The sequence below is a fragment of the Leptotrichia sp. oral taxon 215 str. W9775 genome (assembly GCF_000469505.1).
GTDB lineage: Bacteria > Fusobacteriota > Fusobacteriia > Fusobacteriales > Leptotrichiaceae > Leptotrichia_A.
In genome coordinates this window covers 38,017-61,814 of the sequence record NZ_KI272867.1, presented here as the reverse complement: position 1 = coordinate 61,814, position 23,798 = coordinate 38,017, and the positions used below count along the sequence as shown (strand labels likewise).

24 protein-coding genes are annotated in these 23,798 nt (G+C 29.3%); 19 read left to right on the top strand and 5 right to left on the bottom strand.

All coding sequences use genetic code 11. The features are described from left to right. Nucleotides 1–144: 144 nt before the first annotated feature. Both HMPREF1984_RS09510 and rlmD read left to right on the top strand, forming a co-directional pair. Entirely contained in the window at nucleotides 145–1,290 is a 1,146-nt protein-coding gene (locus HMPREF1984_RS09510) for a pyridoxal phosphate-dependent aminotransferase (RefSeq protein WP_036100498.1), read from the top strand. Nucleotides 1,291–1,314: 24 nt separating this feature from the next. After that, entirely contained in the window at nucleotides 1,315–2,742 is a 1,428-nt protein-coding gene (gene rlmD / locus HMPREF1984_RS09505) for a 23S rRNA (uracil(1939)-C(5))-methyltransferase RlmD (protein ID WP_036100547.1), read from the top strand. 121 nt (nucleotides 2,743–2,863) lie between these two features. On the opposite strand, the gene HMPREF1984_RS11780 is transcribed toward rlmD, so the two are convergent. Together HMPREF1984_RS11780 and HMPREF1984_RS11020 are read right to left on the bottom strand one after the other, a co-directional pair. After that, nucleotides 2,864–3,658: an Abi family protein gene (locus HMPREF1984_RS11780; RefSeq protein WP_084408471.1), complete on the bottom strand. Its 795-nt coding sequence runs from the start codon at nucleotides 3,656–3,658 to the stop codon at nucleotides 2,864–2,866. Nucleotides 3,659–3,661: 3 nt separating this feature from the next. Then, nucleotides 3,662–3,904: a hypothetical protein gene (locus HMPREF1984_RS11020; RefSeq protein ID WP_021767772.1), complete on the bottom strand. Its 243-nt coding sequence runs from the start codon at nucleotides 3,902–3,904 to the stop codon at nucleotides 3,662–3,664. Nucleotides 3,905–4,240: 336 nt separating this feature from the next. On the opposite strand from HMPREF1984_RS11020, the gene HMPREF1984_RS11440 reads away from it, so the two are divergent. From HMPREF1984_RS11440 to HMPREF1984_RS09475, 7 genes are all read left to right on the top strand, one after another. Beyond that, the gene (locus tag HMPREF1984_RS11440) at nucleotides 4,241–4,390 is read left to right on the top strand and encodes a hypothetical protein (protein WP_021767771.1); all 150 of its coding nucleotides are present in this window, start codon (nucleotides 4,241–4,243) and stop codon (nucleotides 4,388–4,390) included. 59 nt (nucleotides 4,391–4,449) lie between these two features. After that, nucleotides 4,450–4,605: a hypothetical protein gene (locus HMPREF1984_RS11435; protein ID WP_021767770.1), complete on the top strand. Its 156-nt coding sequence runs from the start codon at nucleotides 4,450–4,452 to the stop codon at nucleotides 4,603–4,605. A 102-nt stretch (nucleotides 4,606–4,707) separates the two neighbouring features. Then, the gene (locus tag HMPREF1984_RS09495) at nucleotides 4,708–4,905 is read left to right on the top strand and encodes a hypothetical protein (protein ID WP_021767769.1); all 198 of its coding nucleotides are present in this window, start codon (nucleotides 4,708–4,710) and stop codon (nucleotides 4,903–4,905) included. A gap of 60 nt (nucleotides 4,906–4,965) precedes the next feature. Continuing rightward, a complete protein-coding gene (locus HMPREF1984_RS09490; protein ID WP_021767768.1) occupies nucleotides 4,966–5,493 on the top strand; it encodes an isoprenylcysteine carboxylmethyltransferase family protein in 528 nt (175 codons plus the stop codon). An 8-nt stretch (nucleotides 5,494–5,501) separates the two neighbouring features. Then, a complete protein-coding gene (locus tag HMPREF1984_RS09485; RefSeq protein WP_021767767.1) occupies nucleotides 5,502–6,068 on the top strand; it encodes a hypothetical protein in 567 nt (188 codons plus the stop codon). Next, nucleotides 6,061–6,243 (top strand): hypothetical protein, encoded by a 183-nt coding sequence (locus tag HMPREF1984_RS09480; RefSeq protein WP_021767766.1) that lies wholly within the window; start codon nucleotides 6,061–6,063, stop codon nucleotides 6,241–6,243. The genes HMPREF1984_RS09485 and HMPREF1984_RS09480 overlap by 8 nt, the downstream gene beginning before the upstream one ends. 75 nt (nucleotides 6,244–6,318) lie before the next feature. Next, nucleotides 6,319–7,470 carry an RNA-splicing ligase RtcB gene (locus HMPREF1984_RS09475; protein ID WP_021767765.1) on the top strand — a complete coding sequence of 384 codons (1,152 nt, stop codon included), beginning with the start codon at nucleotides 6,319–6,321 and terminating at the stop codon, nucleotides 7,468–7,470. 164 nt (nucleotides 7,471–7,634) lie between these two features. Here the strand turns inward: HMPREF1984_RS09475 and HMPREF1984_RS09470 are convergent, their stop codons facing one another. The 3 genes from HMPREF1984_RS09470 to metH form a co-directional block, all read right to left on the bottom strand. Continuing rightward, on the bottom strand, nucleotides 7,635–8,078 hold the full coding sequence (locus HMPREF1984_RS09470; RefSeq protein ID WP_021767764.1) for an MliC family protein: 444 nt from the start codon (nucleotides 8,076–8,078) through the stop codon (nucleotides 7,635–7,637). Nucleotides 8,079–8,222: 144 nt separating this feature from the next. Continuing rightward, nucleotides 8,223–9,710, bottom strand: coding sequence for an autotransporter outer membrane beta-barrel domain-containing protein (locus tag HMPREF1984_RS09465; protein WP_021767763.1), 1,488 nt, complete (start codon nucleotides 9,708–9,710; stop codon nucleotides 8,223–8,225). A 225-nt stretch (nucleotides 9,711–9,935) separates the two neighbouring features. Next, the gene (metH, locus tag HMPREF1984_RS09460) at nucleotides 9,936–13,451 is read right to left on the bottom strand and encodes a methionine synthase (protein WP_021767762.1); all 3,516 of its coding nucleotides are present in this window, start codon (nucleotides 13,449–13,451) and stop codon (nucleotides 9,936–9,938) included. Between the two features lie 441 nt (nucleotides 13,452–13,892). Here metH and HMPREF1984_RS09455 point away from each other — a divergent pair, with 441 nt between their 5' ends. The 10 genes from HMPREF1984_RS09455 (at nucleotide 13,893) to HMPREF1984_RS09415 (ending at nucleotide 23,793) form a co-directional block, all read left to right on the top strand. Beyond that, a complete protein-coding gene (locus HMPREF1984_RS09455; protein ID WP_036100494.1) occupies nucleotides 13,893–14,132 on the top strand; it encodes a co-chaperone YbbN in 240 nt (79 codons plus the stop codon). A 463-nt stretch (nucleotides 14,133–14,595) separates the two neighbouring features. Next, the gene (gene nrdI, locus HMPREF1984_RS09450; RefSeq protein WP_021767760.1) at nucleotides 14,596–14,967 is read left to right on the top strand and encodes a class Ib ribonucleoside-diphosphate reductase assembly flavoprotein NrdI; all 372 of its coding nucleotides are present in this window, start codon (nucleotides 14,596–14,598) and stop codon (nucleotides 14,965–14,967) included. 34 nt (nucleotides 14,968–15,001) lie between these two features. Next, complete coding sequence (gene nrdE, locus HMPREF1984_RS09445; protein WP_021767759.1) at nucleotides 15,002–17,095, top strand: class 1b ribonucleoside-diphosphate reductase subunit alpha; 2,094 nt, start codon at nucleotides 15,002–15,004, stop codon at nucleotides 17,093–17,095. Between the two features lie 390 nt (nucleotides 17,096–17,485). Continuing rightward, nucleotides 17,486–18,172, top strand: a complete 687-nt coding sequence (locus HMPREF1984_RS09440) for a hypothetical protein (protein ID WP_021767758.1) — start codon at nucleotides 17,486–17,488, stop codon at nucleotides 18,170–18,172. A 233-nt stretch (nucleotides 18,173–18,405) separates the two neighbouring features. Next, on the top strand, nucleotides 18,406–19,248 hold the full coding sequence (locus HMPREF1984_RS09435; RefSeq protein WP_021767757.1) for a Fic family protein: 843 nt from the start codon (nucleotides 18,406–18,408) through the stop codon (nucleotides 19,246–19,248). 75 nt (nucleotides 19,249–19,323) lie between these two features. After that, the gene (locus tag HMPREF1984_RS09430; protein WP_021767756.1) at nucleotides 19,324–19,593 is read left to right on the top strand and encodes a type II toxin-antitoxin system RelB/DinJ family antitoxin; all 270 of its coding nucleotides are present in this window, start codon (nucleotides 19,324–19,326) and stop codon (nucleotides 19,591–19,593) included. Next, nucleotides 19,511–19,723 carry a type II toxin-antitoxin system mRNA interferase toxin, RelE/StbE family gene (locus HMPREF1984_RS11230; protein ID WP_084408469.1) on the top strand — a complete coding sequence of 71 codons (213 nt, stop codon included), beginning with the start codon at nucleotides 19,511–19,513 and terminating at the stop codon, nucleotides 19,721–19,723. Before HMPREF1984_RS09430 ends, HMPREF1984_RS11230 begins: the two co-directional genes overlap by 83 nt. A gap of 15 nt (nucleotides 19,724–19,738) precedes the next feature. After that, complete coding sequence (nrdF, locus tag HMPREF1984_RS09425) at nucleotides 19,739–20,743, top strand: class 1b ribonucleoside-diphosphate reductase subunit beta (RefSeq protein WP_021767755.1); 1,005 nt, start codon at nucleotides 19,739–19,741, stop codon at nucleotides 20,741–20,743. Nucleotides 20,744–20,937: 194 nt separating this feature from the next. Further along, on the top strand, nucleotides 20,938–22,719 hold the full coding sequence (locus tag HMPREF1984_RS09420) for an AAA family ATPase (RefSeq protein ID WP_051314505.1): 1,782 nt from the start codon (nucleotides 20,938–20,940) through the stop codon (nucleotides 22,717–22,719). A gap of 105 nt (nucleotides 22,720–22,824) precedes the next feature. Then, nucleotides 22,825–23,793, top strand: a complete 969-nt coding sequence (locus tag HMPREF1984_RS09415) for a DUF3829 domain-containing protein (protein WP_021767753.1) — start codon at nucleotides 22,825–22,827, stop codon at nucleotides 23,791–23,793. Nucleotides 23,794–23,798 lie beyond the last annotated feature (5 nt).

Sequence of the window (23,798 nt, the reverse complement as noted above, 5' to 3'; positions counted from 1 at the left end):
ACATATAGATTTTATCAAAAAAATATGTATATTACAATGAAATTTTTAAAATTTTCAAATAAAAAGTAATACATAACTGTTTTTTAGTTATAAAATATGATAGAATATAGAAATAACAGTATTTTAACTATGAAAGGAAAGATTATGTATATAAATAAAATTGTAAAAGAAATTCAAATTTCTGATATAAGAAAAATATATGAAAAAATGCAGACATATGACAATGCTATAAATATGTCAATTGGGGAGCCTGACATTGATGTGCCTGAGGAAGTGAAGGAGGCTGTGGCATATCATGCAGTAAATACAAGGATTAAATATTCACCAGTAGGTGGAATGCCTGAATTACGTAAAAAAATTGCTGATTTTTATAATGATAATTTTAATGGGAATTTTTCTTTAGATAATGTTCTAGTGACAGTGGGGTCTACAGAAGGACTGGGATCAGTAATGAAGGCTATAATTGCTGAAGGTGATGAGGTGCTGATGCCAACCCCTGCCTATGTGGGATATGGTTCATTGATAAAATTGACAGGGGGAGAGCCTAAATACATTGATTTGAGGGAAAATGAATTTAAGCTGACAGCAGAAATACTTGAAAAACATATAACGCCAAAAACTAAGTTAATAATTCTGACTAATCCAAATAATCCTTCAGGAACAACTTTACCAAAGGAAGAAATGGAAAAAATCGCAGACTTGTTAAAAGATAAGGAAATATACCTTTTAAGTGATGAAATATATGCTTCAATAGTTTTTGAGGAATATACTTCATTTGCAGAATATTGGGAAAAATTGGAAAAACAGCTTATAATAGTGAGCGGATTTTCAAAATCCCATTCAATGACAGGATACAGAATAGGGTATATAATCACAAATCCTGAATTACAGCTTCAGGTGAAAAAGGTAAGCCAGTATAATGTTACAAGTACTTCCACATTGTCACAGTATGGTGCAATGGCGGCTCTTGAAAAATGTTCTGACAGAAGGGAAGTTTCTGAAATATACAGAAAAAGGATTGATTATTTTAAGAATGAACTGGAAAAAATGGGATTTAAATGTCTTGAACCTAAAGGAGCATTCTATATTTTTGCCGGATATGAAAATATAGACAGGCTTCAAAATATGAAATCTTTGGATTTTGCACTGGATTTACTTGAAAAAACAGGTCTTGCAATTGTACCGGGGTCAACATTCCAGGTGGAAGGTTATGTGAGATTTTCAATAGTGCACGATATTCCTATACTGGAAGAGGCAATTGAAAGATTGAAAAAATATATGAATTTATAAAACATGGAGAAATTAATGGAAAATATGGAGAAATTAAATAAGAAACCTTTGAGAAAAGGGGATTTAATACAGTTAAAAATTGAAAATCTTGATACAAAAGGCAGAGCATATGGCTTCTACGATGAGAATAAAATATATACAAATATAAATGCTGCAAAAGACCAGATTGTTGAAGGAATTTTTGTGAAAAGACGTCATAAATATGAGCTGATACATTGTAAAATAATTGATTTTGCAGGAAGAAAAAATGCAATTTATGATGATGAAGCAAGACAAAATGGAGGCTGCAACTATCAGTACTATACTTATGAAGAACAGCTGGAAATTAAAGCAGGGCATATCAAAAAGGAACTGGACAGAATTATTAAGAATGAATATATTTTTGAAGAACCGGTTAAAAGTCCGAAGCCGGAAAAATATAGGAATAAAATGGAGTTCAGCTTTGGAAATGCAGTAAAAGATGGCCCAATAATTCTTGGTCTTCATAAACAGAACAGTTTTCACGATATTGTGGAAGTTGACGGACTTAAGCTGATGGATGATAATTTTAATCAGATATATATTTTCTGTAATGAATTTTGTAAAAAAACAGGTTTTGACTTCTATCATAGACTTGATCATAAAGGATTTTTCAGAAATCTTGTAATAAGGAAAGCAGAATTTACAAAACAGATTTTAGTAAATATTATAACAACTACAGAAATCGAGGAAACTCAGAAGAGGGAGTTTCAGGAAATGTTCAAGGAAGGGCTTCTGGCTCTAAAATTGAGTTACGGATTTAAAATTTCAGGAATTTTACATACATTTAATGATAATTTTTCAGATATGGTTATTTCTGAAAGTGAAACTATTTTATACGGGGAAAGGGATTTGACAGAAGAAATTTTTGGACTGAAATTTAAAATAAGTCCATACAGTTTTTTTCAGACAAATTCTAATGGAGTGGAACTTCTTTATGGAAAAGTTATGGAGTACATTGATAATGTCGATGAGAATACAAATGAATGTACTATTTTTGACTTATTCAGTGGAACTGGAACAATAGGTCAGATTGTATCGAAAAAGGCTAAAAAAGTTTATGGAATAGAACTTGTGGAAGAGGCAGTCAGAAAAGCCAATGAAAATGCAAGATTAAACAATATTGATAATGCAGAGTTCATTGCGGGGGATGTATTTGAGAAACTTGACGAGCTGGAAGAAAAGGAAATAAAGCCTGATATTATAATTCTTGATCCACCAAGACCCGGAGTTGGGGAAAAGACTATAATGAAGCTTCTGAAGTATGATGTTTCAAATATAATTTATGTTTCATGTAATCCGAAAACATTAGTTCAGGATTTAATAACTTTTCAGGAGAATGATTATGAAGTTGTGAAGGTTTGCCCGGTTGATATGTTTCCCGTGACACCACATATGGAAGTAGTGAGTATGTTAAGGAAAGTAAGGATTTAGAGGGGTTGAGAAAATAAAAAATTGAAATAAATTGAAAAAAAATAAGATAAAATTGGACTATTGGTAACAAAATGGTAACACTACTGGTAACAAATTATTTAATCACCATAGTCCACTTTTTTTATTTTCTTATTTGATTTTGAATAAGTGACCAAAAATCAATTTTAGATATACGTTCTAAAAAATCCTCCGGCAAATTGGAAAATTTTATATAAAGTTTTGAAACATCTATTTTTTTATATAAAATATTACTTTCTGATTGAAATAGTAACAATATTTCTGATAACATATTATGATTAAGCATATGATTATTAACAATAATAGAAAGTGAAAGTATAAAAGAAAAAATATCATTTTGTCCAATAGTTTTCTTTTTATTTAAGTCTCTTTTTCTCATTAATTGATAGGGATTTATTTTGATTAAATTTTTTTGTGATAAAGCATATTTTAATGGAACTTTGTATGTTAGAAATTTATGATTATGAGCTATTTTGTTTCTAAATTTCCTAATAATAGTCAACATATTTTTAAATAATCTAATAGAGTCATCTTCTTTTATAATAGATGTATCAAAATAAAATTTTATAACATCTAGTTTTAAATTTTTGGATAAAAATGAAAATAAATCTATACAATCTGAAAAATTTACATTTTTAAATAATATCCATGACGGAATATGATTATGGACATTTTTATAGAATTTTGTAGGATTATCAGTTTGTTTAGAATTAATTATATTTTCTATATTTGATAGAGTAATTCTTAATTTTTTATAAAGCCCGTAGTTATAAGTGCTGGAAATGTAATTATTTATATTTAAATAATCTTTTTCAGATACTCCAAAATTTTTACTTAAGACATATGAAAGTCTATTTTTAAAACAATTTTCAGCATAAACACTATATTTGAATAAAATATTTTAAAATTCTCTATCAAATGTACTAAAAGAAAATAAATCAAGTAATGTGTATGGATATTTATAAATTTCATTTTCTATAAAACATTCTTTATATCCATTAATTAAATCATAATAAGATATTGTTTCTAATAGATTAAACTCAAAATCAGTATATCCAATAGCTAATTTATAATCTTTCTCTAATTTTTTTAATAACTCTAAAGTAGTTAAAAAAGGCTTATCATATATAACATTTTTATTCATTAATATTCCCCCCTAAAAAAAATCTCATTACAATCTGTAATGAGATGGTAGTCAGGTTTCTAAAAACCTCGACAAAGTAATCTTATGTACATTATAGTATAAAAAATTATATAAGTCAAATATTTTTTACTATACTTACTATTGTAAATTACCATTAGTTATGAGTATTTTTTATCTTGAAATAAAATAAATTTATTGGTATATTATAAGTAATAGAAATGATAAAAAATACTGAATTTAAAGGCTTTGAAAATAAAAAAATGTTCCCTGTGACGCACATATGGAAGTAGTGAGTATGTTAAGGGAAATGAGGAATTAGAAAGGTGATGACAAGATATGACAGGAAAAAAAATTATGGAGAAAGAATTCAAATTAAAAAAGAGAAAAATCACTTTTGAAATGAGAAAGACAACTTTAAAGGAAAAATTAGAATTTTTACTAGCTATGGTTATAATAGCTGTAATTGTGTATTGGTTAAAAAAATAAGGAGACAAATATCTTGGATATTATTCTAGAAAATTTTTTTAGGTCAAAAAAGGAGAAGAATGGATAAGAAAAAAGTACGTGAGATTATAAGAAAATGTGTAACAATGAATGGTATACCTATAGGAGAATTAATTCCTGAATCAAAAGAAGAAAATTTGGATAAAGAATTAAAATTAAATTTTAATATAAATGTGACAGTCAGAGATAAAAAGTAATAGATTACCTGAAAAATATATTTAATAATACTTTATCTTTTAATATTTAGATTTAATTTTTAAATAAAAAAGAAAAAATAAAAAAAGGAGAAAAGAAGAAAAATGGGAGCAGTATGCGAATTTATAGATATGCCTCCGATAATTGTTTTTCCATTTGATACATCAAAAGAAAAAATAGAAGAATGGAAAAAAGATGGATTTATAGTAGAAGTATTGTCAGAGGAAGAAACTAAAAAAGAAAAAGAAATGGAAGAGAAGGGACAAAAAGAGATAGAACCTTCCAATAATGAAGAAGATTAGATTTTTTGCTGACTATTCTGAGTTAAAAAACTCTGATTGTAATTGAAGAGGTGAAAGTAAGTGAAGAAAGATAGAGAAAGAAAATTGCCAATATTTGGAGTTGGTCCAGTATACGTAATAAGTTGTCTTATTCTTACAATATGTGGATTATCGTTGGACTATTATGGCTTACTGGAATCAGGTGAGGTTCCAAAAGCAAAAATATTGCTGTCTATTATAGGCATAATCTTTATTATCTGTGGTATTACTTTATGGATAAAAGCTGTTTTATTTCAAAGAATAAGGGATGAAATAAAAGCTGGTCATTTAGTTACAGATGGTGTGTATTCTATTGTAAGAAATCCAATATATTCTGCCTTCACCTTTATTTTTACAGGAATCTTACTTTTTGCTTCAAATTTGTATTTATTGATATTACCCTTTATCTTTTGGGCTTATTTAACAATATTAATGAAATTTACAGAAGAAAAATGGATGAAGGAAAAATTTGGAGAAGAATATGCAACATATTGTAAAAAGGTAAATCGTGTTATACCTTGGTTTAGGAAGAATACCTCTACAATATCTGTGATGATAAAAAAGAAATAATAGAAGTTGTGAATGCTAAATTAGCACCTATAATAAAAGTTTATCATTGTAATTTAAGTGAGAAGTGTAACGAATTTATTTCTGAAAATAAGTTGTTAGAGTCAAATCATCCTTATGATTCTTTATGGTTAGGAAAAGGTATGTATTTTTGGGATAATTTTGGAAATGCAAAGTATTGGAAAAATGAGAAGTTAAAAAAAGATAAAACTAAAAATTTCAAAATAGTAAGCTGCTTTGTAAGTTTAGAGAAAATGTTAGATTTAACAGATAACGAAGAAATAGAAATTATAGACAGAATTTGGAAGTCTGTAGATTTAGAACCAAAATTAAATATAAAGAAAAAGAAAATAACAAAAATAGGAGATAAATTAAATTTTTTGTTTGATTTTATATCTGAATTTTCAAAAGAATATAATATCATAAAAACAATAGGTGAAAATTATAAATATAATAATCATTTTTTTAATAATGAAAAAATCAATAGTACTAAGCCTGGAACTAGTTCTAAAGTTATCTATAATGCTAAAGAGATAAATTGTATAAAAAATATAGGGAGAGTGATAGAAGATGAGTAAAAGATCTGCTGAAATCTTAGATTCTATTTTAAAAAAAATTGAAAATATGCCTCTTGAAGAAAAACAGAAAATAAGTGATAAATTAAATACTTATATTGAAGAATTGCATAATTTTGATTACAATTTTTCCTTCATATCAAAATCTAAATTTTCCTTTTCTTTTTACAAAAAATGAGGTATAATACTGGACAAAGTATCTCAAACCCCCTAACCCTCTAAAAAATTATAATGAATATGGAGGAGAAAGGAAATGAAAAGTAAAATTAACATTGTAAATCATGCAATAAATTTTGATTACGGAATAATAAATGATGTTCATGAAAATACACATGGATTGTATGATGAAGTTCATTTAATGCCTGACACTCACAGGGGAAAAGATGTTCCGGTAGGATTTGTTGCCAAAGTGGATGTAGAAAAAGGAGTAATTCCAAATATTGTTGGAGTTGATATTGGTTGCGGAATGAGTGTGTATGAAATTCCAAAGCTGGACGTAGAAAATATTGATTGGAAGGCATTTTACAATCATATAAATGAAAATATTCCATCAGGACCTAAATTACAGGATAAGACCCAAAAATTTGATTTCAGTAATTTAATAATGCAAAAGCCTAAAGAGAAAATAGAATCTTATTCAAGGGCACTTGGAACTTTAGGTGGTGGAAATCATTTTATTGAAATAAATTCCGGTAAGGATAATGACTATATTGTAGTTCATTCAGGATCCAGAAAATTTGGACTGGATATTTGTAAATATTATAACAAAATGCTTGAATTTGACTTGGAAGCCTATAAAAATGACTTAAATAATACACCGCCTGAAGAAAGGGAAAATCTGAAGGACAGTATTAAAGCAAAATATAATAAGACAGCACATATTTTGATAGGAGAAAAGGCTCAAAGTTATATAAACGACATGAAAATAGCTCAAAAATTTGCTAGTGAAAATCGTAGAAAAATGATAGAAAAAATACTTGAATTTTTTGGATACAGATTTAATGCAGATAATTTTTGGGAATCTGTACATAATTATATAGATTTTGAAGACATGACAGTCAGAAAAGGTGCAACCCCTGCAAGAAAAGGGCAGAAAATAATAGTTCCAATAAATATGAGGGACGGTTCCATTATAGCAATGGGAAAAGGTAACCAGGAGTGGCTGCAGTCAGCACCTCATGGAGCAGGACGTGTAATGAGCAGAAGTCAGGCAAAAGAGAGTATATCCCTTCAGGATTACAAAGAGAGCATGGAAAGTGTAAAAAGCTTTACTGTTACGGAAAATACTCTTGATGAAGCACCACAGGCATATAGAAACATTGATGAAATAGTGGAAGCTACAAAAGAAACAATGGACATAATAGAAGTAATAAAGCCAATATTTAACTTTAAAGGTTTACAATAAATTTAATGAATGTGAAATGACTGGAGAAATCTGGTCATTTTTAGTATAGAGATAATAAAAAATATTACCTGATAGAGCTGTAATCAGCCTTCTCAGGTAATATTATTCTAAATTTTTATTACATATAGATATCTATTTTTAATGATAAATGAAAGAATAAAGTATTATTTGCTTATTTCGCAGCTAACATCTTCAGCAGTAGAAGATGATGTGTATACTCCATCGTTTCCTTTCATATGAATGGAAACACCTTCTTTGTTACTGTAAAGTTCTCCACTGGCAGCTTTTGTAATAGCCAGTTCATGTGTTTTACCTTTTCCGTCAGTAAGTATTGCTTTTTCACCATCACCATATTCAACAGTAATTGTTTCCTTACCACATGTAAAAGTTTTTTTGATAACTTCAGCAGCAGGTTTTTCTTCCTGTTCAGAAGTTACAGCAGGAGTTTCTTTTTTCTCTACAGCTTCTTCCTTTGCAAAAAATTCCTGTAATTGCTGAATAGCAGATTTTTGTCCTTTCTTAGGTTTTGAATAACCGTTTACTGGTAATAAACCTCCAATTAAAGCTGCTCCTAGTACAACTGTTAATACTTTTTTACTTGCTTTCATAATTAAGTCACCTCTTCATAATATTTGTTTGTTACTGTAAGAAGATTATAGTATTGTATACTTTTTTATTTTTATATTTCTACATATAAATGATATAACTTATTATTAGTTTACACTTTGCCATATAATGACACAAAAATTTTATTAGTAGATTGCTCTAAATCCAATTCCACCTCTTATATTTTCAACTTTTGTATCATATCCTGTATTTAGTGTTACACCAAATCTCTGATTTTCTATTCCAAAATTCAAATCAGCTTTAAAATTACCTTTTCTATCTTCTTTTTCATTTCTTAGATTATACCAGTCAGCAGTAGTATAGTTTACTCTTGCTCTATTGCTGATATCATTTATTTTTCCAAGCTCATTTTCATAAGCTAAGTTTAAGGAAGTAGTAAAAGTCGTTCTTACAGCCATTGGCTGCTTATATTTGAACTGAATACCGACTTCCGGTCTAACTGAATAGTAGTCATTTTCTTTAACTTCCAATCTAGCCTGTCCGCTCTTTTCACTAATTTTAGACAGTCTTCCATATTCAAGTTTTAAGCTTCCGTATGGAGTGATACTTGTTCTTTCACTTGTTCTGAAGGCTTTGGATATTTCATTTTTAACAGCGGCTCCGTATGCATAGTAATGAGAATTTGCATTAAAAATTTCATCAAGAACTAAAAATTTTCTATTCATTTCATTTCTTGAGATAAATCCTTCAGCAGAAATAGTCCAGTTTAAACTGTTATTATGATCAAATGGTACAGATTTAAATATTCCTGATTTCAGCATTATCTGATTTTCTTTTGATCCACCGATATCTTTAAATTTAAACTGATTATATACAGCTCCTGCATACCATCCACTTGTATTACCCAATTTTACTGTTTCATCTTCATGAAGGTAAGCGACTCTAATTATTTCATTGTTTGATGGAGTGGCAGAAGTCTGGATAGTACCGTAGTTTATTCCTGTTGCATTCTGATCAAGATACATTCCTGTTGTACCTTTTCCATCAAGATTAATAGTACCATAGTTTACTGCTTTTGAACCATTTCCAACAGCATACATTCCAATTCCATAATCATTATTTACATTTATTGTACCATGGTTTTCAACTGTTCCTGTCTGTTCAATATGTCTTGTGTTTTCATTGTAGTATCCTGCAGCCATACCAATACTGTAATATTTGTTATCTCTGTCAGATGAACCTATATCTATTGTTGCATAGTTTTTTGCATTTCCATTTTCAATACTGTAAATTCCCACATTTCCTACTCCGGAAGTTAAATTCATATTTCCTGAAGCATTATTTACAACATTTCCTGCTGAGTATAATCCGTAGTTATTTGAACCTGTAGTAGTTATTGCTGTATTATTTGTAACAGTTCCCAAAGAATCAGCTGAGTAAGCATATACTGCATCATTTCCCAGCGTTACACTAGGTGTATTACTTACAAATGTAGTAGCTCCAAGTCCTGTAGTTCCTCCATTTGCTTGTATTCTTTCAGGCGTAGCTCCACTTCTTAAGACAAATCCATAAGAATTGTCACCGATTGTAATTACGTTAGCATTATTTGTTACATTCATAGGACCGTTTCCTGATGTAAATACTCTAACAGCTTCATTAGGACTTATATTCAATTCTCCATTTACAGTTACAGAGTTACCGTTAGAGAATAATCCACTCCTACATTTATTTTAGAGTTTATTCCTGTCATTACATTTTTACCATAAATTCCATAAGAATTTTTACCAACATTGGTTAAATATATGTTCTGATTAATAAAAAAAGTCTGATTTTAATAGGTGTTCATAAAAATCAGACAATTTAATAATTGTTAAAAATATATATTGCAATAAGTAATATTATATATTGAAGTATTTACAGAAAGGCTGTGAAAATACAATAGCACTTACAGAAGCTTCAGGATACATCATATATCCTTCAGTAAGTTTAATACCAAATCTTTCAGGCTTTAATAATCCAAACAGCTTTTCCTGATCGGATAGGTCAGGACAGGCAGGGTATCCGAAAGAGTATCTGTTTCCTTGATATTTAGCCTTCAGAACATCATCAATACTTATATCTTTATCTATAATTCCCACATCTTTTCTCATTATAGTATGAACGTATTCAGCTACAGATTCAGCAAGTTCAAGTCCCAATGAATTTACAAGGTGGCCTCTGTAAAATTCACCTTTGCTTATCAGTTCATTTGAAACAATTCTGGATTTTTCCCCTGCACTTGCAACAAACATACCTATATAATCTATTTCTGTTGGATGAATGTAGTCATTAAGTGATAAATACTGCCCCCATGTCTGTCTTGGAAATTCAAATGTTTCCAGAACTTCTGATAAATCATCAGAAAGAATTTCTATTTTTTCACCATTTTTTCTACATGGATAATATTTGTAAACAGCCTTAATATCAAAATATTCATCTCCATGATTTATAATGTCAAGAATTTCATTATATATTTTCATGGCTTTAGGATCCTTTTTTGAAAGAAGGTCACTTATAACCCATTTCATTCCAAGGTGTTTTCCAATAAGCATTTGAAGATTCATATATTTAAATACATCTTTAGCATTAATGTTTGTAATTATTTGTTTATTAAGGGTTTCAGGCTTGTAAATCTTTTCAAAGTCATATTCAGGTTTTTTTATTTTTGAATAATCAAATGTTTCAGCAGATTCTCCAAAAGTCTGACGGACATTAAGTCTTTCAAGAGCTTTTTCATCCTTTACAAGCATAAGTTCCCTTCTTGATTGAAGATATCCCTTAAATTCTTCAAATTTTTCAGGTACAATCATTTTATTAAGGTCAGCAAGTGCAGTCATGGCATCTTTAGAGTAAATTACAATATTATTTTCATATGAAGGTTCAATTTTATTTATTGTAAATTTTTCTGTAAGGGCGGCACCACCTACAAATATAGGAATATTAATTCCTGCATCACGAAGTACAGCCACGGTATTAACCATTTCAGCGGCAGACTTGACAAGAAGTCCTGAAAGTCCGACAAAATCAGCTTTTTCTGTTATAATAGCTTCCCTTATTTTTTCTGCAGGGGTATTAATTCCAAGGTCAATAACATTGTATCCATTATTTCCTATTATTATTCCTACAAGGTTTTTTCCAATATCATGAACGTCTCCCTTAACAGTTGCCATAATAACAGTTCCCTTTGTTGCAGAATCAGATTTTTCCATAAACTGTTCCAAATGTGAAACAGAAGCCTTCATTACTTCAGCACTTTGAAGAACTTCAGCAACAATAAGGTCATTTTTATTGAAAAGCCTTCCAACTTCATCCATTCCTGTCATTAAAGGTCCATTTATAATTTCAAGCGGAGTATACTTTTCAAGCAGCTTATCAAGCAGAGGAACTAAATCCTTTTTACTTCCTTCAACAACAAGGTTTGCAATTTGCTCCTCAGGAGTCATATTACTTGTATCCGCCTTTTTTTCCACACCTTTCTTTTCACGGTAAAATGCAACAAATTCTGCAACAGTGTCATCATTTGTATTAAACAGCAGCGCTTCAGAAAGTTCTTTTTCCCTATCAGAAATATCTGACATATTAATCAGTTTTTCAGTATTTACAATGGCATAGTCAAGTCCTGCTTCATAAGCTTTCTGCATATAGTAGCTGTTCAGAACTTCCCTTCCTGCAATAGGCAGTCCAAAGGAAATATTACTTACTCCAAGTATCGTCTTTACATTTGGCATTTCCTTTTTAATTTCCCTTATTGCTTCAATAGTGGAAGTGGCTGAACCGATATATTTCTGATCTCCGGTAGCAACTGGGAATACAAGTGTATCAAAAATTATATCCCTCTCATCAATACCGTATTTTTCTGTCAGCAGTTTATAGCTTCTTCTTGCAACTTCAAGTTTTCTTTCAAGTGAAACTGCCATTCCACTTTCATCTATAAGCCCAACAACGACAGAAGCTCCAAATTTTTTAATCAGTTCTGACATATCAGCAAATTTTTTCTCTCCATCTTCAAGGTTTATGGAGTTTATAATACCTTTTCCCTGAAGATATGTAAGTCCTTCCTTTATTACATTTATGTCAGTGGAATCAAGCATTATAGGTACTTTTGCAAATTTAGCAACCTTTTCAAGGAATGATTTCATATCACTGATTTCATCCCTGTCAGGATTTGCAAGACATATATCGATTACATCAGCATCTCCCTTTATCTGTAGCCTTGCCACTTCAGTTGCTTCATCAAATTTTTCATTTGCAATCAGATTTTTAAATATACGTGAACCAATTACATTTGTTCTTTCACCTACATAAATAGGCCTGTCAGCAGGAGGATTCAGTGTAATAAGCCCACTGACTGCGTTCTTTGTATCCTGATGTTCCTTAATTGATCTTGGTTCGTAGTTTATACTTTTTGCCTTTATTTTTTCTATGTACTGTGGAGTAGTACCACAGCATCCACCAACTATATTTAAAAGTTTTTCCTGGAAAAAAGGCTCTATCTTTGCAGCAAGTGTATCCGGAGTTTCTTCATACACACCTTCCTCATTTGGAAGACCGGCATTTGGATATACTGAAATATATGTATCAGAAACGTTATTCAGAGTTTTCAGGAACTGTGTCATAAACTCAGGTCCTGTAGCACAGTTTAACCCAATAGACAGTGGATTCATGTGATTTACTGCATAATAAAATGCATCGGCAGTCTGTCCAGCAAGAGTAGTTCCTGTACTTTCAATAGTAAATGAAAGCATAAGCGGAACAGGATACTTTTCAGACGTAGCCTTCTGAAATCCTAAATATGCCGCCTTTAAATTTCTTGTATCCTGAATTGTTTCAAAAAGGATTATATCTACTCCACCTTCGAGCAATCCGGAAATAGCAGTATAGTAAGAATGTATAAGTTCATTGAATGTTACTCCTCCAGTGACACTTATTGACTTATTTGAAGGTCCCAGTGCCCCTGCCACATAAAGATTTCTCTTTTCTTCAGGATTTTCTTCCCTGTATTCCTTAATTGCTTTATTTACAATTTCAGCGGCGGCTTTATTCATTTCAAATGACTTATTTTCCAGATCATAATCCTTAAGGACTATATCAAGTGCACCGAAGGTATTTGTTTCTATAATGTCACTTCCGGCCTTAAGGTAAGTTTTATGTATATTTTTTATAACTTCAGGCTTTGTAAGTACAAGGTAGTCGTTGCATCCTTCGTATTTTTCTCCACCAAAGTCTTCGGCAGTAAGTTTTTGCTGCTGTATCATTGTTCCCATAGCCCCGTCAATCATAACGATTTTACTATCCAGATCATTTTTAAGAAGACTGTAGGATTCCTTGTAGTGCTTATTTATGTCATTATTGTCATAGTTATTGTTACTAGTCATCAATCATTCCTTTCCCGATTTACAATTAAATTGATATATTTTTTAATGTAATATTATATCATTATATACATTATTATGTAAAATTCAACATATAAATGATTATATCACAAAAAGATATAAATGTATATACAAAAGATTAAAAGAAAATATGAATAACAATTGTTTTTTTATAAAAATTATATATATAAAACGTATTGACAATTTTATAGTAATTGGAATGTCTTGTGTAAAGAATAAAGATTAAAATCCTTTAATTTTTTTCACAGAATAAATATGTTGCAAAAAATCAAAATAATAGTTATACTAGATATAACCTAATAGAAAAAATACAAACACAACATCTTGTGTTTTTGTTTTGAAAAGACAACAGAAAAAATAATGAAAAACATTAAATTGCTATTTAAATCAATATGCGGCAATTTAGGAAGAGGAGAAACTGAAATGAAAAAACTGATTAAATTTGAAAAGGCAGATTGCAATCCATGTGTAATGGTGTCAGATTTACTGGATAAAAGCGGAGTTGAATATGAAAAGGTAAATCCATTTAATAACCCTGAACTTGCAATGAAATATAAAGTAAGAACAGTGCCTACAACAATACTTCTGGATCAGGATGAAGAAATAAAAAGAACGATTGGTTTCAATCCTGAAGAATTGAAAGAATTAATAGCAATGATATAATTATATATAAAAATTATCTGGAGAAACGTATATATTTATAAAAAGGGGCGGTCTTAAAAATAGAAATTTGCAGTTATCTCAAAATATAGAAAGTAAAAGTTAAATATAAAAAATATATTTATTCATTTACTATATATAAAAAATATATTTACTCATTTACTGTAATTTCACTTATGTAAAACAGTCATTCATTAAGAAAAAATCAAAAACTTACCTAAAGGCTCGGACAATGATTTTTTCTAGATTCATTTCCTGTTTTACATTGTGAAATTTAAACATAATTCATAAATATAATTTTTATATAGTTGATTTCTATATTTTGAGATAACTCATTCAACCTGTAAATGATAGATTAATTATCAAAAAATTTCTGTTTTTAAAGCAGCCTCTTTTTTATTTATACTTCAGACTTAGTTTCATAAATTTATAAAGGCATAAAAGCCATAATGAAAGGATATAAATTATGTTTGTATATTATGATTCAAAAACAGGAAATGTACAAAGATTTATAGATAAACTAAAAAAAGAAAAGCCGGAATGGAATTTTATTAAGATAACTGATAATATGGAAATATCAGAGAAAGGGCATTTAGTAACATTTACTACTAATTTTGGAGAAACTCCCGGTACGACAGAAAAATTTCTGGAAAATGAAAATAACAGAAAATACATAGAATCAGTATGTTCAAGTGGAAATATGAACTGGGGAACGCTATTTGGAAAAGCAGCAGATAACATAGAAGAGAAATATGGAATTCCAGTATTGATGAAGTTTGAACTGTCAGGAACACACGTTCAGGTGGAATATTTTATAAATAGTATTGAAAATAAATAATATATGAAAAAAATTTAGAAATGAGGGAAAGAAGTTGGCAAAAGCAAAAAAATGGATATATTTAAATAATGAGATAATGGTAAAAAAGGATGGAGAATTTCAGCTTGAAAAGGACAAGGAAGCTGTTTACTCCTATTTTATAGATTATGTAAACAAAAATACAGTGTTTTTTCATAATTTAAAGGAAAAAATGGACTATCTTATTGAAAATGATTATTATATAAATTTTTATGACATGTATACATTTGAAGAAATAAAAGAAGTATTTAAGTCAGTGTATAATAAGAAATTCAGATTTGCTTCTTTTATGAGTGCATCGAAATTTTATCAAAGTTATGCTTTAAGGGATGACACAGGGGAAAAGTTTCTTGAAAGATATGAAGATAGAATATCCATTGTTTCATTGTATCTGGCACAGGGAAATAAGAATAAGGCAATGGAATATGCAGAAATGCTGATAAATCAGGAATATCAGCCTGCCACACCTACATTTCTTAATTCAGGGAAAAAGAGATCTGGAGAGCTTGTATCATGTTTCCTAGATGAAATGGGAGATAATCTGAGTGGAATAGGATATGTGTTTGATTCTGCAATGAAACTTTCTTCAATTGGTGGGGGAGTATCAATAAATCTTTCTAAAGTAAGGGCAAGGGGAGAATCTATAAAAGGTGTTGAAGGAAGAGCTTCAGGAGTACTGCCTATTATGAAAATAATGGAGGATATTTTTTCATATGCAAACCAGTTGGGTCAGAGGGCAGGAGCAGGAGCTGTCTATTTGAATGTATTCCATTCTGATATTAATGAGTTTTTAGACTGTAAAAAGATAAATGTAGATGAAAAAATAAGAATAAAATCTCTTTCAATAGGGGTAATTGTACCGGATAAATTTATGGAACTGGCAAGGGAAGATGAAATCTGCTATACATTCCATCCTCATACTGTATTTTTAGAATATGGTCAATATCTGGATGAAATGGATATGAACGAAATGTATGAAAAACTGGTTGATAATCCAAATGTTAAAAAGAAAAAAATTAACGCAAGGGAACTATTAATTAAAATTTCCCAGACACAGAAGGAAAGCGGATATCCGTATTTATTCTTTAAGGACAATGCAAATAAGGAACATGCCCTGAAGGAAATAGGTTCTGTGAAATTTTCAAATTTATGTACAGAAATAATGCAGCTTTCAGAAGTTTCAGATATAAATTCATATTTTGAGGAAGATGTTATAAGAAGAGGAATTTCATGTAATCTGGGATCACTTAATATTGCCACAGTAATGGAAAATAAAAGAATAAGGGAAGCTACAAGGGCTGCGATAGATTCACTGACAACAGTGTCGGATTTAACAAACATTGATGTAGTGCCTTCAATCAAAAAGGCAAATGAGGAGCTTCACAGTGTAGGACTTGGAGCAATGAACCTGCATGGATATTTTGCAAAGAACTTCATAATGTATGAAAGCAGGGAAGCACTTGATTTCTGTAATGTATTCTTCATGATGGTGAATTTCTACTCGCTTGAAAGATCTATGGAAATAGCAAGAGAAAAAGGAGAAACATTTAAGGATTTTGATAAGTCGGAATATGCAAATGGAAATTATTTTAATAAATACCTTGAAAATGAATACTTGCCACAGACTGACAAAGTAAAGGAACTGTTTGAATGGATACATATCCCAACTCAGGATGACTGGGCAAGATTGAAGGAAGATGTAATGAAATATGGTGTTTACAATGCTTATAGAATGGCTATTGCACCAAATCAGTCTACATCTTACATAATGAACTCTACAGCTTCCATAATGCCTGTTGTGGATACAATAGAAGTAAGGGAATATGGAGATAGTACTACATTCTATCCAATGCCTTACCTGACAAATGATAATTATTTCTTCTATAAGTCTGCATATGATATGGATCAGAAAAATATACTGAAACTTGTGTCTGTAATACAGAGACACGTAGATCAGGGAATTTCTACAATATTATTTAATAAAAGTACAGATACAACAAGAGATCTGGCGAAACTGTATGTTTATGCACATAGATTAGGATTGAAATCTCTTTATTATACAAGAACAAGAAAGGCTACGATTGAGGAGTGTATAAGTTGTTCGGTTTAAAATTTTAGAAAATATAAGAAATGGAGCACAAGTGTGATTACCAAAGATAGTGCAGAAATTTTATACTATATTTGTTTTATTTTTGTTGCAATATGCTGGCAACAATGAGCAACTTATATGAAAAGATTAGAAGAAAGAGGAAATTTTTTAGAAAAATTAGCAGAAATAATAAGTATTTTTGAAATCTTAAAATAAAATATTGCTTTTTTGTTATCTCCAATAATACTTTATATGTTATAAATGAAGATTGAGGTATAATTTAGGATTTAATTGTATAATTTATTGTTTATGTTTAGAAACTTTAAATCTACATTGCTATAAATTTTTCATTTTGATAGTTTTCAAATACACTCTAAATAAATAAAAATAGAAAATAAACAGGAGGATTAAATGAAAAAAAAGCTAATTACATGGATTGGGAGTTTAAGTGCAATAGCTACAATTATTGGAGTTGCTCTTCAAAGTGTAGATTTTTTCAAAGTTCAAAATACGGAAACAGTAAAAACAGAATCAGAATTCAAAAACAAATTACAGAGTAATGACATAAAAGTAGAGAGCAATGGAATTATTAATCAGGGAGTTATAGGAAACATTAGCAATATACAAAGTCAACAAACTGTAAGTAATGTTAATAACAATTATAACAATAATAGAAATTTGAATTATACTAATATACAAAATAAGATTACAGATAATAATGTAAAAAATATTGAAAATAAAAATACACAAATTAATCAAAAAAATATAAAAAATGATACCAAAGATAATAAAGATTTAATAAAAGAAAAAATATATGAAAAGCAAGAAAAAATAATAGGGGAATTAGAAGAATTTAAAGAAAATTATTCTTATTGGGATGATAAAAAAATAGAGGATGCTTACGAAAAATTAAAACAAAATATAAAAATGAATTTTAATGTAACAGAAGAGTTAGAAAGACTAGATAAACAAAGATATGGAATGAGAGTTTTTCCTAAACCTACTGCAAAAGAAATGATAGATCGTATAAGAAAAACACATTGGGATTCTTTATCAGAAGCTATGAAAAAAGAACAAAAAGAAGAACTCGAAAAATAATGATTTGAAATTTAGTTATTAAAAGAGTTGCCAAATTTACTTGGCAAAATGAAAGTTTTTTACATTTGACAAAAATCAAAATACAGAGTATACTAACTTTAGTGATCGTACTACAAGAAAAACCCACTTAATTGTGCGTTGTTGTAGACTGTGGAAAAAGCTCTTTCAATTTTGATAGGGCTTTTTTGCATTAATCATTATAAATGTCTAATCTTTCAGACAGGAGAATTATTATGATTGAAATTTTTAAAGAATTTTTAGAGCTGGAAAGACCTTTGAATGAAGGAATCTTGAAAAAGCTGGAGAATAATCTTAAGACAAATTTTATTTATAATTCAAATGCTATCGAAGGAAATACTCTTACTCTGAAGGAAACTGACATTATACTTCAGTATGGAGTTACTGTGAAAGGTAAAAGTTTGAAGGAGCATGAAGAAGTAAAAGGACAGGAATATGCTATTAATTTTTTAAAAGAAATTATAAAAAGGAATGAAACTCTTTCATTAAGGCTTATAAGGAAATTCCATTCTCTTGTACTAAATGATGATATTGAAAATAGAGGTAAATTCAAACAGAGTAACAATGAAATTCTTGGAGCCGGATTTGAGACAACTCCTTATTACTCGGTTGAGGAAAAATTAACTGATCTGATTGAAAAATACAATAGTAATAAAGTTGATAATCTAGTGACAAAAGTTTCGTATTTTCATGCTGATTTTGAAAAGATTCATCCATTTATTGACGGTAATGGAAGGACAGGAAGATTATTACTGAATTTAGAACTGATGAAAAATGGCTATCCTATTACAGTTATACGAAATGAAGAAAGGGAAGAGTATTATACTGCATTGGAAACTTCACAGACAAAGGCAGATTATAGATTGCTCACTGAGTTTATAGAAAAAAGCATCGAAAATAATTTTTGGATTTACTATAGATATTTTGATGAAAATACAAAAATAAAATTTGAAGAATACTTAAAAAATAAAGGAATTAATCCAAAGGAAATCTATCAGAAAAGAATTGAGAATTACCCTGAAACAGAAAGGGATTTTTCAAGAGATTGGAATAAATAGAAATTATATCAAACTAATTAATTGACAAAATATATACGTTATATGTATAATGAACATAAAAGAGAGTGATGTTTTATGGCAACAGTTAGTACAAGTATAAAGATAGATGAAGAAACTAAAAAAGAAGCACAGAAATTATTTAAAGATTTAGGACTGAGCTTAAGTGCAGCCATTAATATATTTTTGAAACAGGCTATAAGAGAAAAAGGTATACCATTTTATGTAAATTCTTTACCTGAAAATTCAGAATTGGCTCAAGCATTTGAAGAAGCTAAACAAATTAAGGAAAATCCTTCAAATTATAAATCTTATAGCAATCCAGGAGAGATGTTTAAAGATATATAGGGAGAAGATTATTTCAACATTAGCAAAGGGAGAAAAACTTCCGTCTAAAAATAAAGATCATAAATTAGTTAATAATTATGAAGGAGTACGAGAATGTCATATTACTCCTGACTGGTTATTGATTTTTTAGAAAGGAAAATAAAAAATGAGTAGTAAAACTTATGAAGCAGTAAACTGGAACACTCCGGAAAATGATTATGTAGAGATGTTCTGGGAGCAGAATTTAAAGCAGTTCTGGATAGATACGGAATATATTCCGTCAAAGGACATAGACAGCTGGCATTCTCTTGAGCCACAAATGAAGCTTGCTTATTTGCAGGTACTGGGAGGACTGACATTGCTGGATACTTTACAGAGTCATACAGGAATGCCAAAAATTATAGATCACATTGATTCGTTGCAATGCCGTTCAGTACTGTCATATATGTGTATGATGGAAACAATTCATGCAAAGTCATATTCGACAATATTTACAACGGTTGCTTCTACAGCTGAAATCAATGAGACATTTAACTGGGTACAGGAAAATGAGCATTTGCAGTATAAGGCAAACAAGATAGATTATTACTACCAGAAGATGAATAATCCTGAAGCATCTAAGAGGGAGATTTATATGGCCTTATGTGCTTCGGTTTATCTGGAAACATATTTATTTTATAGTGGATTTTTCCTACCTTTATGGCTTGCAGGGCAAGGTCAGATGGTGGCAAGCTGTGATATAATAAAGAAAATAATAGCAGACGAGTCTATTCATGGAGTATTTGTAGGACTTCTTTCACAGGAAATTTACGCAACATTTACTGATGAGGAAAAGGAAAGTGTAAGAAAGGAACTGAAAGAGCTTCTGTATGATCTTTATGAAAATGAAGCAAGATATACTGATGAAGTTTATGGAGACATAGGACTTACTGCTGATGTTAAGGAATACATAAGATACAATGCAAATAAGGCTCTTATGAACCTTGGATTTGAAGAGGAATTTGAAGTGAAGGATGTAAATCCTATTGTATTAAATGGACTGAATGTAGAAACTACTCAACATGACTTTTTCTCTAAAAAATCTACAAATTATGAAAAAGCACTGGAAGTTGTGCATTTAAATGATGAAGACTTTGAATTTAAAGATAATGAAATTGATTTAGATATTTAGAAAATAATTTAAGCGGCTTGGATTAGATACCTTGAAAATAATGGTAAAAGAACAGTTTTTGAAAGGGATTTATAAAGAGCCGTTTTTTCATTTTACCCAATATTTTTTAATGAAAAATTAAAAATATAAATTGACATTATATGGATAAATAAATATAATATAGTTAAATGAGTAAAAGAGAGGAATTGAGGGATATGAAAAAGGAAAAAATTAAAGAGGAAGATACAGACAAAAAGAAAAATTTACCTGTAGGTATTGATAATTTTGAGGTAATGATACAGAAAGATTATTATTATTTTGATAAAACAGGTCTAATTAAGGAAATCCTCGAAAGTGGAACATCGAGTATTTTATTTACAAGACCTCGTAGATTTGGAAAGTCATTGAATATGTCAATGCTAAAATATTTTTTTGATGTTAAAAATAATAAAGAAAATAGAAAGTTATTTGAAGGTCTTGAAATTTCAAAAAGTAAATATTTTGAAAAGCAGGGATCGAATCCTGTCATATTTATAAGTTTCAAGGATTTTGAAGATTCAAATTGGAAAAATGGGTATAGAAGTATAAAATGGACTATTAGCAATGTATACAGTAAATTTGAATTTTTGAGGGAATACTTAAGTGAAAATGAATTAAAAGATTTTGATAAAATCTGGTTTGAAGAGGAACACGACTACACTAGAGCTCTTTTAAATTTGTCAAAATATTTATATAATTACTATGGAAAGAAAATAGTTCTGTTAATAGATGAATATGACAAGCCAATAATAAAAGCTCATGCAAACGGTTATTATGATGAAGTGATACAGTTCTTTAAAGGATTTTTTGAAAAGGCAGTAAAAGGTAACAATTATGTTGAACTGACTGTTATGACAGGAATATTGAGAATCGCTAAAGAAGGAATATTTTCAGGTTTGAATAATCTGAAGGTAAATACAGTTCTCAGTGAGAATTATACTGAGTATTTTGGAATTTTAGAAAGCGAAGTTGAGGAAGCACTGAAGTATTATAATTTAGATTTTGAAGTTGAAGAAGTAAAAAAATGGTATAATGGCTATCGGTTTGGAAAAAATGAAGTTTACAACCCATGGTCAATTGTAAATTTTCTGGATGATAAAATACTTGAAGAACACTGGGTAAATACTTCAAATAATGATGAAATTATGAATTATCTGGAAAATTCTGATGAAAATATCATATTTGATTTAGAAAAATTATTGTCGCATGAAAGTGTAAGAAAGGAAATATACAACTTTGTAACCTTTCAGGATATAGATTATGCATTAAATGTAAATAATAAAAGAAATATGGAAATTAAGGAAAACATTATAAATTATGAAAAGGAACGGAACTATTATATAAATGATTTTGGTCAGGCAAATATATGGCAGTTTTTTCTTCATTGCGGGTATCTGACAATTGATAAAAAAGTTGCTAAAAATATTTATGATTTGAAAATTCCTAATGAAGAGCTGTTTGATTTTTTTAAGATAAGATTTTTATATAGAACTTATGGAGGGCATTATAGATTTTCCACACTTGAAGAATATCTCAGAAATGGAGAGTATGAAAAATTTAGAAAAGAAGTCAAGACCCTGCTTAAAAATTCTGTAAGTTTCCGTGATTTAAAGGAAGAAAATTCATATCATCTTTTTGTAATGGGAATGGTTGCCATAATGTATGAAAATTATTATATTAAATCCAATTATGAAAGTGGAGATGGAATTCCTGATTTAGTTTTAAAGCCTAAGAATAAGAAGGATACAGCATTTATATTTGAATTTAAGTATTCCAGGGCGAAGGACAGCAAAAACCTTAAAAGAACGGCTAAAAGTGCCTTGAAACAAATTAATGACAGGAATTATGCTGATGGACTGAAATACGAAGGGTATGAAAATATTACAAAAATTGGAATGGGATTTAGAAAAAAAGATGTGGAAGTTGCAATTGAAGCGGAATTTATAATTGAAGAATAGAAGTGACTGTAATAAAAAGAATTTTTAAAATGGAAAATATTGTAAAAATAGTGTATAATATTATAACAGGTAAAAAGGAGAAATATAACTGAAGGGTGAATATATATGAAGAAAAAGATAACGAAATACATGGCTTTTGTATTCAGTATACTTATAATAGTTTTAGCTGTTATTGGCTATTATATGAAAAAAGACCTAGCTAAAGAAAAGGAAATAAAAGCAGAAATAGAAAAGTATAATAAATATGCAGCTTTTTATAATCAATCAAATCCTGCAATTTTAGGGGATTTTGGTGAGTATTATTTTGATACTTTTACTGAAAACAGAAAAAAATTAAAAAAATTGAATAGGGTGGATCTGCTAAAATTAAATTCAATGAGGCAGAAACTGAATTCATTAGATGCCCCTCTTTCCAAAATAGAGACTGTAATCAGTTCAAAACCTGAATTTCAAAATATTGATAACTATATTAAAGAATATATTGAAGCACTTAAGGAAGAAAAAAAGTTGGATTTGGAAATACTCGACTATTATGAAAAGGGAGTCTACAAGGAAGATAACTATGAAGGGGCGGTATTTTTACAATCTGCATATTTAAATGCTTTAAGAAAAAGTAATGAAAAATATGGTGTATATGTTGAAGTAATGAAGGTTCTTATAAAAAATCAAAAAGAAAAGGAAATGGAAAGACTTGAGAAAAAAGGAAAAAAAGCGGCTATAAGCCTTGTTACATTTATTGATAATACAGAAGAGTTTTCACAGATTTTGTTTTCCAGAAAACAGTTTGATTTTTCAAAAATGGAAGTACTGAAGTTAAGAGGTTTGATAGAGGAAATGAAGAGAGGATATCAGAATTTAGAGGCGGTTTCTGACAAACAGATAAAAAAGGAAAAATATTCATTGGAAAGCTATAATAAAATTAGAAGTTATTCAAAGGAAGTTGTAAATTTAAGTGAAAGAATAATGGAAAGTAAAAGAAATGGAGATGACATATATCCATTATTATATGATTTTAGTGAAAATTATAGAAAAATTGTATCTGAATATAACAAAATGATAGGAAATAAAAAGTAAAAAAT

Bases quoted from the DNA above. Each gene is read 5' to 3' on its own strand.
- HMPREF1984_RS09430 (WP_021767756.1), top strand. From the start codon at position 19,324: ATGGCAACAGTTAGTACAAGTATAAAGATAGATGAAGAAACTAAAAAA.
- HMPREF1984_RS09455 (WP_036100494.1), top strand. From the start codon at position 13,893: ATGAAAAAACTGATTAAATTTGAAAAGGCAGATTGCAATCCATGTGTA.
- HMPREF1984_RS09480 (WP_021767766.1), top strand. From the start codon at position 6,061: ATGAGTAAAAGATCTGCTGAAATCTTAGATTCTATTTTAAAAAAAATT.
- HMPREF1984_RS09470 (WP_021767764.1), bottom strand. From the start codon at position 8,078: ATGAAAGCAAGTAAAAAAGTATTAACAGTTGTACTAGGAGCAGCTTTA.
- HMPREF1984_RS11435 (WP_021767770.1), top strand. From the start codon at position 4,450: ATGGATAAGAAAAAAGTACGTGAGATTATAAGAAAATGTGTAACAATG.
- HMPREF1984_RS11020 (WP_021767772.1), bottom strand. From the start codon at position 3,904: ATGAATAAAAATGTTATATATGATAAGCCTTTTTTAACTACTTTAGAG.
- rlmD (WP_036100547.1), top strand. From the start codon at position 1,315: ATGGAGAAATTAAATAAGAAACCTTTGAGAAAAGGGGATTTAATACAG.
- HMPREF1984_RS09420 (WP_051314505.1), top strand. From the start codon at position 20,938: ATGAAAAAGGAAAAAATTAAAGAGGAAGATACAGACAAAAAGAAAAAT.
- HMPREF1984_RS09440 (WP_021767758.1), top strand. From the start codon at position 17,486: ATGAAAAAAAAGCTAATTACATGGATTGGGAGTTTAAGTGCAATAGCT.
- nrdI (WP_021767760.1), top strand. From the start codon at position 14,596: ATGTTTGTATATTATGATTCAAAAACAGGAAATGTACAAAGATTTATA.
- HMPREF1984_RS09510 (WP_036100498.1), top strand. From the start codon at position 145: ATGTATATAAATAAAATTGTAAAAGAAATTCAAATTTCTGATATAAGA.
- HMPREF1984_RS11440 (WP_021767771.1), top strand. From the start codon at position 4,241: ATGACAGGAAAAAAAATTATGGAGAAAGAATTCAAATTAAAAAAGAGA.
- HMPREF1984_RS09495 (WP_021767769.1), top strand. From the start codon at position 4,708: ATGGGAGCAGTATGCGAATTTATAGATATGCCTCCGATAATTGTTTTT.
- nrdF (WP_021767755.1), top strand. From the start codon at position 19,739: ATGAGTAGTAAAACTTATGAAGCAGTAAACTGGAACACTCCGGAAAAT.
- HMPREF1984_RS09475 (WP_021767765.1), top strand. From the start codon at position 6,319: ATGAAAAGTAAAATTAACATTGTAAATCATGCAATAAATTTTGATTAC.
- metH (WP_021767762.1), bottom strand. From the start codon at position 13,451: ATGACTAGTAACAATAACTATGACAATAATGACATAAATAAGCACTAC.
- HMPREF1984_RS09415 (WP_021767753.1), top strand. From the start codon at position 22,825: ATGAAGAAAAAGATAACGAAATACATGGCTTTTGTATTCAGTATACTT.
- HMPREF1984_RS09435 (WP_021767757.1), top strand. From the start codon at position 18,406: ATGATTGAAATTTTTAAAGAATTTTTAGAGCTGGAAAGACCTTTGAAT.